This is a genomic window from Paenibacillus sp. sgz302115 (genome assembly GCF_056120445.1).
The window spans coordinates 46,128-58,929 of sequence record NZ_JBVYOK010000003.1 but is presented as its reverse complement, the minus strand read 5'-3'; the positions used below and the strand labels follow the sequence as shown (position 1 = coordinate 58,929).

Here is a 12,802-nt window from a genome sequence, read left to right as displayed (position 1 = left end):
TTCTTAAAAGGAGAATACCTATGATTATCTCATGCCAAAATGTTCAAAAATACCACGGTGCCCAGCTCGTCCTGAGCGACATCACCTTCGATATCCGCCAAGGGGAAAAAATCGGCCTGATCGGCCGCAACGGCTGCGGCAAAACCACCCTTTTCCACCTCCTGAACGGGGAAGAACGCCCCGACCAGGGTCAAATCTCCATCCGCAGAGGCAGCGTTGTCGGACTGCTGTCGCAGATTCAAGAGGTGGGCGACAATGAGACTGTCTATGGCGTGCTGCAGCGCAGCTTTGCCGACCCCCTCCAGTGGCAGGCGCGGCTACGGGAGCTGGAGCAGGAAATGTCCGTACCAGACGCCGGAGTGAATGAGCAGGACTGGAACAGGCTGCTTAAGGAATACGGTGTTCTGCAGGATAAATTCGAGGCAGCCGGCGGCTATGAGATTGAAGCCTCCATCCAGCGGGTAGCTGCGGGGCTGGGCATTGGAGTTAACCAGTATGACCGCCTCTTCTCCTCCCTCTCCGGCGGCGAGAAAACCAAAGTCGGCCTGGCCGAGCTGCTGCTGCGCCAGCCCGACGTTCTGCTGCTGGATGAGCCGACGAATCATCTGGATATGGCAGCCATCGAATGGCTGGAGCAGTTTTTGCAGAGCTACGACGGTACCGTACTCGCGATTTCCCATGACCGCTACTTCCTCGATGCCGTAGTGAAGAAGGTGATTGAGATCGAGGACGGAGAAGCTTTTACGTTCCACACCAATTACAGCGGCTATCAGGTCGAGAAGGAAGCAAGGCTGCTGCAGCAATTTGCCGATTATCAGGAGCAGCAGAAGAAAATCAAGCAGATGCAGGAGAGCATCAAGCGGCTGATTGAGTGGGGCAACCGCTCCAACCCGCCGAATCCTTCCTTCCATCGCCGCGCCGCCTCCATGCAGAAGGCGCTCGACCGGATGGTGAAGATCAAACGCCCGATTCTGGAGCGCAAATCTATGGATTTGCAGTTGCAGCAGGAGGACCGTTCCGGCAACCAGGTCGTCATCCTTGACCGAATCGGCAAAGCATACGGAAACCGCACGCTTTTCTCGGAAGCGAGTGACGTTCTGCGGTACGGCGAGACCACGGCGCTGATCGGCGGCAATGGCGCTGGCAAAAGTACGCTGCTGCGGATCATTCTGGGCCAGGAAACCCCGGACAGCGGCAGCTGCACCCTGGGCTCAAGAGCGGCTGTCGGCTATCTGGCACAGGAAGCCGTTCCCGAAGAGGGCGGCCAGTCGGTGCTGCGCTACTTCCGTGAGGAAGCAGGCCTGGAGGAGGGCGAGGCGCGGGGGCAGCTTGCGCGGTTTCTTTTCTACGGCAGCGACGTTTTCAAGAGCGTCGCCAATCTCTCCGGCGGAGAATGGACGCGGCTGCGGTTCGCGGTGCTGATGCACCGCCGTCCGAACCTGCTCATTCTCGATGAGCCGACCAACCATCTGGATATAGATTCCCGCGAAGCGCTCGAAGAAGCACTGGAGGAGTTCCCGGGCACCGTGCTGGCGGTATCACATGACCGTTATTTCATCAACCGCTGCTTCGGCAAGCTCTGGTCAATTGCGGATGGAAGGTTCAGCGCCTTCTCCGGGAATTACGAATATTACAAGGAAAAGCAGGCTGAGAAGATTGCCGCTGCCACTGTGCAGCAAGCTTCAAGCAACAGCGGCAAAAAGCTGGCACAGCCTGACCATGCGTTCAAGGCTAACGACAATTCTCGCCCCAAAATCCCATGGGAGGATGAGATTGCCGCAGTTGAAGATCAGCTTGCCCTCATTGATGCAGACATGGTCGATCCCGTAAGCGCCAGCGATGCAGAGAGACTTGCAGCATTGCAGCTCAGCCGGGATGCCCTGCAGGAGAAGCTGGATAACCTGTATGCCGGCTGGCTGAACGAAACAGACGACCATTAAGAAAAGGGTGAACAGAATGACAGAAAAACCGGCAATTACAGAATATTGGAACACCTACCTGAAGGATCATCCCGAAGCGGCAGATTATTATGACAGCGCCTGGGCATTTGGTGACAACCCCCGGCTGGCGGATGAACTGCTTGCACTGGTACTGAACGGAACCAAAACCGGGACGGCTATGAATTACGAGTTGAACGAGATGCGCGGAGTGCCTTTGCCTTTTATCGGCGGGCATTCTATCCTGCTGGACAGTAATGGCGAGCCGCGTGGAATCATTGAAACAACGAAGGTTGAAATTGTTCCTTTTGCCGAGGTGACTGCGGAGTTTGCCTATTCCGAAGGCGAGGATGACCGCACTCTGGAATCGTGGCGCTATGAACATGAAGCCTATTTTACTAGAGAGCTTAAGGCTTATGATAAGGAGTTTGATCCTGGAATGAGGGTGGTCTGCGAAACCTTTAGGCTGGTACACCGCAAGTAGCGTCTGGATCGGACAGCAACGATTGCGCCATCCCCAGACTATTGATTTTAAAAAGGCTGCTTCTTCATCACGAAGAGGCAGCCTTCATTGTATAGTTGCAATTAAGTGTAAGTAGTAGCTCTGCTGCAGTTTCTAATGCCAGATGCCCATAATCCAGCCGATAACCGAGATCCATAAAGGAATGCTGATGAGGATGCCCCATACCAAACCGTTGGCAATATTGCCTTCTGCAGGACGTGTGATGACTTCCTGCTTCAGTGGAAGCCTCAATTCTTCTTGTTCCATGCGATCCCCTCCTAAAATATCTTATCGTCACAGTAGAGGAAAAAATGTAGACCGCCTGACCCAAAAAGATGCATTTTCGGTAGATTTTTTAGATATAAAGGCTCAGCGGCGCTAATTTGTAAAGGCTTACATTATTGTTAATAAACAAATTTTCCCTTGAGAAAACTTATTGCTGCATAATATGCCGTTGTCTAGTCCAATATGACTGGCTTCTCAGGATTTTTTAAAAATTGAAACATCGTCAGCAGCTGTTCCCGCGTGTTGCGTTCCTCCGACAGCATCGGCAGCTCATCCTCGGCAAAAAAAGCCGCCTCGCTCGTCTCCACGCCTCCCGCCGCTTCCCCGCTTACAATCCGGCAGAGAATAAACAGCTTGTACACATGATAAGGCTCCGGCGGATGAGCATGAAACTTCTTGTCGAGCACGGCAAGCAGACGGACAGCTTCGGCCTGAAAGCCCGATTCCTCAGCAATCTCCTTGACGGCCACTTCACTGGGAGACAGCCCGATATCGGCCCAGCCTCCGGGAAGCGCCCAGTTGCCATCCAGCTTTTCACGAACAAGCAGAATCTTGTCTTCCCTGAAAATCACGCCACCGCACATCAACCTTCGGTGTAGCATAACCCTCATCTCCGGCAAAAGCCAGTCTGATCTTCTCCTTGCTCTCATACGTATAGTTCGCCAGAATATCCACACTTAGTTCCCGCAGCGCCTGATAGCGTTCGATATCGTATACATCCTTGGCATACGTAAGACCTGTCTGGGCGATCGCTTGAATTTCTTTGGCCCAGGTTAACCATTTCTGCTCCATATCTGCACCGCCCTCATTAGATATCGGCAAGCCCCAGCACCGCTTCACTCACACAGCATTAAATGACGGGAAAAAGCACCCTTCTTCGCCACACAGCGGTCAATAATGGTAAAACCCGCAGAGGAAATCATCTCATCCATTGCCTCAATCGCTACAATAACAGCCCTGTCTGCAATCCGGCGCGCATGGACCAGAATCGCGAACTGCTCCTCCGGTGTAATCCGCGAGTATAAATTGTAAGGCATGTCCACAATAGCCACATCGTAATGCTCCGTGATGTCCGCGATATCCCCAAGCGTGACTTCGCTAGTGAATCCGAAATGGGCAATATTCGTCCGCGCACCGGCAGCAATAAAGGGATTAATGTCACGGCCGACGATATCAATGCCCATCGACAGCGCCTCGACCATTACCGTACCTATGCCGCAGCAGGGATCAATGGCTTTTACGCCTGCCGGGTTTGGGACTGCCATGTTCACTGCCGCCCGGGCTACACGGGTGCTGAGTGCAATAGAATAGCTGCGCGGTTTTTTCATCTGCCGGAACCAGGTGGCCTTGTTTTTGTGATAAGCTCCGAAATACCAGCGGCCTCCCAGCGTTACAATTCCGTACACAAGCTGCGGGTGATTGACATCCGCTTCTCCCTCAATGCGCATGCCGATTTCCCGTTCGATTACCCTGCGTTCATCATACTCTATTTTTTCCGCCGGTGACAAATCATTCGTCTTGACAAAAATGACCTTGAAGGTCTGTCCCCCTACCTCCACCTGCTCGGTCTGCTTATAAATCTCTTCCAGCGTGTCCCCCGCGTACATGACATCAATGCGCTCCTTAATAAAAGGGCTGCGGCTGACCTCCACTTCACGTTCACTCCCAAATATTGCAGGCGGAATCTCCCGGCCAAAAAGACAGCGCAGCTCCATCCCGCACAAGGATAATTCATCCTCTGAGCAGGCATAGGTATATATAAAAGATGGATGCTCCACGCTTGTATTTGTATTTGAATTTGTATTTGCCAACACTATTATTCCGCCCCTATCATTTTCGCCGCTTGCGGCGGTTCTATCTGTTCTGCTGAACAATCAGCACACTTCATTTAGTAGTTCTTATACAACCCGCACAGGCAATAGTGCCTTCCAGCCGCTTAAGTAATTAAGTCTATCATGGCTATTGTTCGTAATCAATAATTCCCATTTCATTTTGATCCATCGTGGGTTCTCCAGTATAATGAAGGCATTACACTGCCAAAAAAAAGACTGGGCACACCAAGTTATGCCCATGCCGGTTTTGCGCAGCGAAACCAAGGAGGTACATATCCGCTATGTCTTACAAAGAGTATTTTCAGGCTGAGCGTGAAGCTCAGCTCGCCGAACTGAAGCAATGGCTCACCATCCCCAGCATTTCTGCCCTGTCCACCCACAAGGAAGATGTCCTGTCTGCCGCACACTGGCTGCTCGACACCTTGAAACGTGCCGGGCTGGAGAATATTGAGCTTCACCCTACCGCCGGTCATCCTGTAATCTATGCCGATTATCTTCACGCCCCCGGCAAGCCGACGATTCTGGTCTACGGCCACTATGATGTGCAGCCGGTAGATCCGCTGAATTTGTGGACAACACCTCCCTTCGAACCGGAAATCCGGGACGGCAAGCTATATGCGCGCGGGGCCACCGACGATAAAGGCCAGGTGTTCATGCACATCAAAGCGATTGAAGCCATCCTCAAACAAGAAGGCACGCTGCCAGTCAATATCAAACTGTGTATCGAAGGTGAAGAGGAGGTCGGCAGCATCCATTTGCCGCCGTTCCTCGAAGCAAGCAAGGACAAGCTCGCCGCAGATGCCGTGCTTGTCTCGGATACTTCCCTGCTGGAGCGCGGACGTCCTGCGATCTGCACCGGGCTTCGCGGCCTCTGCTCGCTTGAGGTCAGCGTGAATACCGCTCTAACAGACCTGCATTCCGGCTCCTACGGCGGCGGTGTACCGAACGCACTGCATGCACTCGTCTCCTTGCTGAGCTCGCTTCATGATGACAAGGGCCGCGTTGCTGTAGAGGGCTTCTATGATGGTGTTCCTGAGCTTTCACCGCTGCTGCGTGAAGAATTTGCCAAGCAGGGCGTTGACGAGGATAAAATCAGAACAGCACTCGGCCTGGAACAGTTGTATGGCGAAGAAGGCTTCAGCTTCGTAGAACGTGTAGGCGCCCGGCCAACCCTTGAGCTGAATGGTGTCTACGGCGGTTTCCAGGGTGAAGGCAGCAAGACCGTCATTCCTAAGGAAGCTCACGCCAAAATCACCTGCCGCCTTGTCGGCGACCAGGACCCGCAGCATATTCTTGACGTCGTAGAAGCCCACCTTAAGGCCAACATTCAGGCTGGAGCCAAGGTGCAGGTGAAGCAGATGGAGAAAGCGCGCGCCTTCAACATTGACCCTACGAATCCAATCCTGCAGACGGCTGCCGACGCTTACGGCAAAGTATACGGCACTCGCGCCCTCTTCACCAAAGACGGCGGCTCCATTCCGATCATGGAGAGCTTCGCCCGCATCCTGAAAGCGCCTGTTGTCCTGATGGGCTTTGGTCTGGATGATGAGAATCTGCATGCCCCGGATGAGCACTTCAATCTGGAGAATTTCGACAAGGGCCTTCTGACCATAGTCGAGTTCCTGAAGACTGTTTAACAACTAAACTCGTTGTACAGCAAAAGCCAGGTCCCCGCACTGCATGCGGAGGACCTGGCTTTTTAAAGTTGCCCCATAAACTGCCCCATGAATTAAAGGTAGTCAGCCGTTTGTCAAAAAATACGCAAATAAAAAACCCTTGCATAACAAGGATTTCGAAATTTGAAGTATGGAGCGGGTGATGGGAATCGAACCCACGCTATCAGCTTGGAAGGCTGAAGTTCTACCATTGAACTACACCCGCGGACCGAAATTGAAGACAAAAAATATTATAGCATTACTTAGAACAAATTGCAACCCTGTTGACTGATCAAATCTGTTATGACAATATTCCCAGCGAAGGCTTCAGAAAAAACAATTCGAATTCCGCAGCCTTAACGGGCTTGCTGAACAAGTAACCCTGTGCCTCATGGCAATGCTGCTGGCGCAAAAAATGCAGTTGGTCCTTATTCTCAACCCCTTCAGCCGTTACCTTCAGCTTCAGGTGATGAGCCATAGACGTAATAGTGGATACAATCGCCGCGTTATTGCTGTCCTCCATAACTTCCGAGACGAAGGAACGGTCAATCTTCAGCCGGTCAATCGGCATATTCTTCAGGTAATGCAGGGAACTGTAGCCTGTCCCGAAATCGTCTATGCTGATGAATACACCAAGCTTCTTCAAGCGGTTAAGCTGGTCAAAGGCAGTTTCTTTATCCAGAGTCATGCTCTCTGTAATTTCCAGGTCAACATAACCCGGGTCCAGCCCGATATCCTTCAGAATGGTGCCAATCTTCCCGGCCAGATTCGGCTGCAGAAATTGGCGCATGGACAGGTTGATCGAAACGCACATTGGCCGATAACCGGCGTCCTGCCATATTTTATTTTGCAGACATGCCGTTTTGAGCACCCATTCCCCGATCGGAACAATCAGCCCGCTCTCTTCGGCAATCGGTATGAAATCAACCGGCGACACCAGCCCGCGCTTGGGATGATTCCAGCGAAGCAGCGCTTCCATCCCGACAATTTCCTCTGTCTCAAGCTGTACCTGCGGCTGATAGACGAGGTAGAATTCATCGCGCTCTATCGCCCGGCGCAAATCATTCTCCAGCTTCAGCCGCTCTTTTGCTTTCATCTGCATGGCAGGTACATACCGGCGGATGTCCACCCCCTGCTCCTTGGCATTATGAACAGCGGTATCGGCATTCTGAATCAGTTGTTCTGCGGTATTCCCATCACCGGGATAAATGCTCATTCCCAGGCTGAGTGAAATGTGATACTCTCCTGATTCCAGTTGCACCGGCGTTTCGAATAGCTTCAGAAGCTCACCTGCGCGAATCAGGCAGTCCTCCACCCCCGTCACATCTGTCATAAGAAAAGCAAATTCATCCGCTCCCATACTGTACAGCTCTTCACTCGCCTTCGCTTCATTTCCGATCCGCTGCGATACCAGCTGAAGCAGAAGATCACCGGCATAATGGCCGAGCGAGTCGTTAATATTCTTGAAATGATTAATATTCATTATAGCCAGTGCGGAGAATTTGGGACCCTTATTCTGTCCGCTCTGAATCACAATTTCTTCTACGCGCTGCATCAGCCGCCGTCTGTTGGGAAGACCGGTCAGATCATCGTGGTATGCCAAATAATTAATCCGGGCCTCGGCCTGCTGATTTTCCTGAAAGGGCTCTTCAATTGTCAGCCGGTAGACGCCCGTAAGCAGCAAATAATAAGCCACACCAGTGCTAAGCATTCCAAAAAGATAATCCATATCGCCGATGCTTAGCGGGTTCATAAAGAACACCTGGCCAAGAGCGAAAAAGATCAGCGCGCGGATAATAATGAGCATAGAAGCGGACTTTTCGGCTTTACCCGGATAAAGGATAATACCCACAGTGAATAAATATACAAACAGCACACCAAGATCCAGTATATGCTGCAGTGCGTTAACCCAAGAATAACCTGTCAGCTCCGGAGTAACCGTCTGACCAAAAGTAAACAACGCCAGAGCGAGCACAGTCAGCACAAATGATATTTTGAATACATTCCTTTTGCCTGAGGCTGCTATTGGCTGGTCTTCCCTGCTGAATATGAACAGAATACCCAGTGCGCTGGCCAGTCGCGAGAATGTAAGCAGCCACATGGATTGTTCTGTATTAATATAGGAAGATATTTCTGCAATGCCGACAAAGCTTAGAGTGTGTATGAAATCAAAGATGCATACTCCCAAAAAGAGAGCGGAGGTGTATAGTCTTGCCTTGGATAGACGATCAGCGAAGAACAGCCAGCCCTGGGCAAAAATCGCAAAGCCAAAAGCGGCATTGCAGCAGCCCGTTATTAAATAGAGCATGGATAGCAAGTCCTTATCTTCTACATTACTAAGCGGCACACGAAAAATTTGAATCAGAAGGAACAGCACGGCCCCTATAATCGCCGCATGAATGGTCTTTCTCTCTTCTTGTCTCATAGGTCCCTCGCGTCTGAAAATGATATCTATAATAAGTCAATGGATATATTTACGTCCTATGTATAAATATCGGCTGAATAGCTCCGTAAAGTTACATTCCAGAAAAAAAGCACTTCCCCCTATTTTAGAGTTCAGTGCTTCTCCTTGAAGCCTTCTATTTATCTCCAAAATTCACTTCAGGCGTTGTGAGCTTATCATAGAAATCAACCGCTTTGTCTTTATCTTCGGATGACCGCAGCGCCATCGCGGAGCGCGGGTGCTCATCGAGCGTGCCAGTAATCATATAAGGAATAATGTAACCCCATTCTTCCTTCTCCCGCAAAGGAATCATCAGCCGCTCTACGATATCAAGCACAGGGCGGAGCGAATAATTGGTGTTCTTCAAATGGGTAACCAGCAGCTCGGTAGGGCAGTTGCCGGCTGCGCGCCCCATGCCGTAACAGGAAGCATCCAGCAGCTCTACACCCTTCTCGGCAGCAACAAGTGTATTGGAGAAGGCCAATTGCAGGTTATTGTGGGTATGTACGCCCAACCGTTTATTTGGCAAATGCGTTTTGAACTTTTCAACCAGATAATGAATGTCTTTGTGGTCCAGACTGCCATAAGAATCTACAATATACACAACATCAACAACACTCTCGCGGATCTGGTCAAAGGCTTCCAGCAATTCGTTCTCCATGACATTCGACAAAGCCATAATATTAATCGTTGTCTCATATCCTAGATCATGGAAGGTCTGTACCAGCTGCAGCGCCTTGTCCACATCCTTGCTGTAGCAGGCCACGCGGATCAGGTCCAGCATGCTCTCACTGCGGGGCAGGATGTCATTCTCATCCACACGGCCAATATCTACGAGCGCGGACAGCTTGGTGCGCCCCTTCTGGGGAATAACTTTTCTCAGAAAATCATCGTTCAGAAAACGCCACGGGCCGGCTCCCTCCGCTCCTTTGAGCAGTTTGGGTGAGTTTTTATAACCGATCTCCATATAATCAACACCGGCTTCATTCAGACCGGCATACAAATTCTGTACAAATTCAACACTAAAATCCCAGTTGTTCACCAGTCCCCCATCGCGAATGGTGCAATCGACAATTTTGCTAGCATTACTCTTCACAATTATGTTCTCCCTTCAATTATATCCCTCATTATTGCCGCTGGCTTGGACTTACTATGCAGCCATTATCGTTCAATCATACTTAGCAAAGAATAAATTGTAAAGAAAATTTGAGTTCCTTTTCATATACCTTTTTATGATAGCAGCACAATGACAAAAATCACAGTAAAATTGACAGTAAAATGCTACATTACAAGAAAACAATTGAGATTGATTATCAGTCTCTCTCGGAGGGATTAACATGGCTTCAACATCCTGCTCCCTATTGCGCTTACAACCGGGCTCAACTGGCTCCATCCATAGAATAGAAGGAATGAACCCCATTTTGCGGCGCCGTCTGGCTGATCTTGGGGTGTCTGAAGGCGTCATGATCCGTTTGAAAGGAAAGGGCCCTTTTCTGGGTCCCGTTACTCTGGAATGCAACGGTCAATTGTTCGCCATCCGCCGGAAGGAAGCTTCCATGATTGAGGTGAACGTTTCATGAGTTCAATAGCACTTGTAGGAAATCCGAATACTGGCAAGACATCGCTTTTTAATACGCTGACTTCTTCCTATGAATATGTAGGCAACTGGGCGGGAGTAACCGTAGAGAAGAAAGTCGGAAGCCTGAAAAACGGGGCAGGCAAGCTGATCGACTTACCCGGAATTTATTCTCTTCACCCCCTCTCCCGTGATGAAGGCGTCGCCACGCAATATCTCGTTGAGGAATCCCCTGAAGCTCTCATTAACATTGTAGATGCTTCACAGCTTGAACGTAATCTGCTGCTCACACTGCAACTGCTGGAATATGGTAAGCCTACTATTCTAGGAATGAATATGGTCGACGTCGCCAAGGCGCGCGGGATTTCTGTCAACTATGAAATGCTGCAGTCCCGCCTCGGCATTACCGTACTGCCGCTGGTTGCCAGAACCGGCAAAGGCAGCGGACAGGTACTCAGCGTTCTTGAGAAAACCTCAGCAATTCCTCCGGTAACCTTCAGACTGGACTACGGCGATCTAGCCGAGCAAGCAATCTCTTCCATTGAAAAGGAATTGAAGCATATCCCGGGACTGCCTAACCTTCGCTGGGTCGCCCTGCAACTGATGGAGCAGAATCCGGTCGTACTTGAGCTGCTGAAGAAGAGCATGGATACAGCCCGCTTGATGGCTATCTGCGATAGCTGCCAAGACGAGCTGCAGAGTAAGAAGCTGGCGCTGACGCTCCCTCAATGGATTCGTTCCATCCGTATGGACTACATCCGCTCCTTGTGTGCAGCAGCGATGGATACCACGGCGCAGAAGCCGCATAATTTGACGGAAAGACTGGACTCGATTCTAACTCACCGTTTCCTCGGACTGCCGCTGTTCATCGTCTTCATGTATGCAATGTTCAAGACAACCTTTGATTGGGTGGGCGGTCCCTTATCGGACATTTTGGACGGGTGGATTTCCGGACCTATCAGCGATGGGGCCAACTCCCTGCTTGAGACGATAGGGGCATCGGGCTTCACACATGCACTTATCGTTGACGGAATTATCAGCGGTGTAGGCGGGGTATTAGTGTTCATTCCGCAAATCTTTATTCTTTTCCTGATGATCTCCTTCCTGGAGGATTCCGGGTACATGGCACGTGTCTGCCTGCTGATGGACAGCACTATGGAGCGTATGGGCCTTAATGGTAAAGCATTTATTCCTTTCATTATCGGTTTTGGCTGCAACGTGCCGGCAATTATGGCCGCGCGCAGTATTGAACAGCCTAAAGACCGGATGCTGACGACACTTCTCCTGCCGCTCATGTCCTGCTCCGCCCGGCTTCCGGTCTATTTGCTGTTCGCGGCTGTCTTTTTCCCCGCCCAGCAGGCCACCGCAGTTCTGGCGATGTATGTTCTGGGTGTTGTATTCGCACTGCTTCTGTGCAAATTGTTCTCCAAGCATCTGTTCAAGAACGAGTCCTCTGTCTTCATCATCGAGTTGCCTCCTTACCGGATGCCACAGCTTAAAACACTGGGACGCAGCACTTGGGAAAAAGGAAAAGGCTTCCTGCGCAAGGCAGGGACAATTATTCTTGCAGGTTCGGTTATCATCTGGCTGATGACCTATGCCGGTCCTTCCGGATTTGGCGTGGAGATGGATAACAGCTTTTTGGCAAAATTCGGCGGTATGATTGCTCCTCTGCTGCATCCGCTCGGATTCGGAACCTGGCAGGCCGGCTCAACGCTGGTTCCCGGCTTCCTCGCCAAAGAGGTGGTAGTGTCCACCATGAATATTATCTATCATGCACCGGATACCGCCGGACTGGAGGGCCAGATCGCCCAGGTCTTCACTCCGCTCAGCTCAATCAGCTTCATGGCCTTTATCCTGCTCTATACCCCTTGTCTGGCTACTGTAGGGGTTATTAAGAAGGAAACCGCCTCCTGGAAATGGACCTTCTTCTCGATTGGATACTCTGTAGTGCTGGCTTATTGCGTTGCATTGGTTATTTTTCAAGGCGGCAGATTGCTCGGATGGTCGTAAGTCTGGCAAGGTCAATATTTTCTGAGAAAGCGGGGCACTGCAATGATTATAAATATTTTGATTATCGGTCTTATATTCGGATACTCCGGCTGGATGCTTTACCGTCATGTGCAAAAGGGCAAGGAAGGGGCCTGCGCCGGCTGCGACAAAAGCAAAACCTGTGCGGCAGCATCGCTTGATTCTCCACTCTCCTGCTGCGGAAGCCCGGTAGATGCCAAGCATTCAGCCAAAGCCTAAAATGCTGGTATGTGAGTAAATTCGGTTAAGAACCTTGGGATGCGGGTATGTTAGTTATAAGCAACTTACAGCCAGATCATACCGAGGAGGACATACATGTGAATACCAAAAGGACGTTATTAACTACAGCAGTGCTGGGAGCGGCCTATTTACTGAGAAACAAGGATGCGCGTAACAAGCTTATGAACGGCATTCAGTCCGTCACTTCTCAAATACGAGCCAGAAAGAACAGTTAGTGTGTGAAGCATATGGATTATTATTTTTAAAAAAAAGCCGCAAGGCCCGGGAAACCGGGTGCCTTGCGGCTTTTGCTGTAGTATCC

General features: G+C 50.7%; 11 protein-coding genes, 1 tRNA gene and 1 pseudogene. 7 read left to right on the top strand and 6 right to left on the bottom strand.

The window, feature by feature from the left end; genetic code table 11:
• Positions 1 to 20: 20 nt before the first annotated feature.
• Complete coding sequence (gene abc-f / locus AC0LWN_RS08525; RefSeq protein ID WP_474664242.1) at positions 21 to 1,940, top strand: ribosomal protection-like ABC-F family protein; 1,920 nt, start codon at positions 21 to 23, stop codon at positions 1,938 to 1,940.
• Between the two features lie 16 nt (positions 1,941 to 1,956).
• Positions 1,957 to 2,421, top strand: coding sequence for an ASCH domain-containing protein (locus tag AC0LWN_RS08520; protein WP_474664240.1), 465 nt, complete (start codon positions 1,957 to 1,959; stop codon positions 2,419 to 2,421).
• 132 nt (positions 2,422 to 2,553) lie between these two features.
• On the opposite strand, the gene AC0LWN_RS08515 is transcribed toward AC0LWN_RS08520, so the two are convergent.
• From AC0LWN_RS08515 to AC0LWN_RS08505, 3 genes and pseudogenes are all read right to left on the bottom strand, one after another.
• On the bottom strand, positions 2,554 to 2,706 hold the full coding sequence (locus AC0LWN_RS08515) for a hypothetical protein (protein WP_019912785.1): 153 nt from the start codon (positions 2,704 to 2,706) through the stop codon (positions 2,554 to 2,556).
• A 191-nt stretch (positions 2,707 to 2,897) separates the two neighbouring features.
• Positions 2,898 to 3,516: pseudogene (locus tag AC0LWN_RS08510) on the bottom strand (NUDIX hydrolase).
• A gap of 44 nt (positions 3,517 to 3,560) precedes the next feature.
• Positions 3,561 to 4,439: a TRM11 family SAM-dependent methyltransferase gene (locus tag AC0LWN_RS08505; protein ID WP_474664988.1), complete on the bottom strand. Its 879-nt coding sequence runs from the start codon at positions 4,437 to 4,439 to the stop codon at positions 3,561 to 3,563.
• Between the two features lie 398 nt (positions 4,440 to 4,837).
• Between AC0LWN_RS08505 and AC0LWN_RS08500 the strand changes: the two genes are divergently transcribed.
• A complete protein-coding gene (locus tag AC0LWN_RS08500) occupies positions 4,838 to 6,193 on the top strand; it encodes a dipeptidase (protein ID WP_458964392.1) in 1,356 nt (451 codons plus the stop codon).
• Positions 6,194 to 6,363: 170 nt separating this feature from the next.
• On the opposite strand, the gene AC0LWN_RS08495 is transcribed toward AC0LWN_RS08500, so the two are convergent.
• The 3 genes from AC0LWN_RS08495 to AC0LWN_RS08485 form a co-directional block, all read right to left on the bottom strand.
• Positions 6,364 to 6,437, bottom strand: a tRNA-Gly gene (locus tag AC0LWN_RS08495).
• Positions 6,438 to 6,512: 75 nt separating this feature from the next.
• The gene (locus tag AC0LWN_RS08490; RefSeq protein WP_474664238.1) at positions 6,513 to 8,636 is read right to left on the bottom strand and encodes a putative bifunctional diguanylate cyclase/phosphodiesterase; all 2,124 of its coding nucleotides are present in this window, start codon (positions 8,634 to 8,636) and stop codon (positions 6,513 to 6,515) included.
• A 154-nt stretch (positions 8,637 to 8,790) separates the two neighbouring features.
• Positions 8,791 to 9,750 carry an aldolase catalytic domain-containing protein gene (locus AC0LWN_RS08485; protein ID WP_474664236.1) on the bottom strand — a complete coding sequence of 320 codons (960 nt, stop codon included), beginning with the start codon at positions 9,748 to 9,750 and terminating at the stop codon, positions 8,791 to 8,793.
• A gap of 313 nt (positions 9,751 to 10,063) precedes the next feature.
• On the opposite strand from AC0LWN_RS08485, the gene AC0LWN_RS08480 reads away from it, so the two are divergent.
• The 4 genes from AC0LWN_RS08480 (at position 10,064) to AC0LWN_RS08465 (ending at position 12,716) form a co-directional block, all read left to right on the top strand.
• A complete protein-coding gene (locus AC0LWN_RS08480; RefSeq protein WP_458964395.1) occupies positions 10,064 to 10,234 on the top strand; it encodes a FeoA family protein in 171 nt (56 codons plus the stop codon).
• A complete protein-coding gene (gene feoB / locus AC0LWN_RS08475) occupies positions 10,231 to 12,243 on the top strand; it encodes a ferrous iron transport protein B (protein WP_474664234.1) in 2,013 nt (670 codons plus the stop codon). The genes AC0LWN_RS08480 and feoB overlap by 4 nt, the downstream gene beginning before the upstream one ends.
• A 42-nt stretch (positions 12,244 to 12,285) precedes the next feature.
• Positions 12,286 to 12,480: a FeoB-associated Cys-rich membrane protein gene (locus tag AC0LWN_RS08470; RefSeq protein WP_474664232.1), complete on the top strand. Its 195-nt coding sequence runs from the start codon at positions 12,286 to 12,288 to the stop codon at positions 12,478 to 12,480.
• A gap of 98 nt (positions 12,481 to 12,578) precedes the next feature.
• A complete protein-coding gene (locus AC0LWN_RS08465; RefSeq protein WP_474664230.1) occupies positions 12,579 to 12,716 on the top strand; it encodes a hypothetical protein in 138 nt (45 codons plus the stop codon).
• Positions 12,717 to 12,802: the final 86 nt, after the last annotated feature.

Coding starts and splice junctions, on each gene's coding strand:
- abc-f (WP_474664242.1), top strand. CDS start 21: ATGATTATCTCATGCCAAAATGTTCAAAAATACCACGGTGCCCAGCTC.
- AC0LWN_RS08520 (WP_474664240.1), top strand. CDS start 1,957: ATGACAGAAAAACCGGCAATTACAGAATATTGGAACACCTACCTGAAG.
- AC0LWN_RS08515 (WP_019912785.1), bottom strand. CDS start 2,706: ATGGAACAAGAAGAATTGAGGCTTCCACTGAAGCAGGAAGTCATCACA.
- AC0LWN_RS08505 (WP_474664988.1), bottom strand. CDS start 4,439: ATGGAGCTGCGCTGTCTTTTTGGCCGGGAGATTCCGCCTGCAATATTT.
- AC0LWN_RS08500 (WP_458964392.1), top strand. CDS start 4,838: ATGTCTTACAAAGAGTATTTTCAGGCTGAGCGTGAAGCTCAGCTCGCC.
- AC0LWN_RS08490 (WP_474664238.1), bottom strand. CDS start 8,636: ATGAGACAAGAAGAGAGAAAGACCATTCATGCGGCGATTATAGGGGCC.
- AC0LWN_RS08480 (WP_458964395.1), top strand. CDS start 10,064: ATGAACCCCATTTTGCGGCGCCGTCTGGCTGATCTTGGGGTGTCTGAA.
- feoB (WP_474664234.1), top strand. CDS start 10,231: ATGAGTTCAATAGCACTTGTAGGAAATCCGAATACTGGCAAGACATCG.
- AC0LWN_RS08470 (WP_474664232.1), top strand. CDS start 12,286: ATGATTATAAATATTTTGATTATCGGTCTTATATTCGGATACTCCGGC.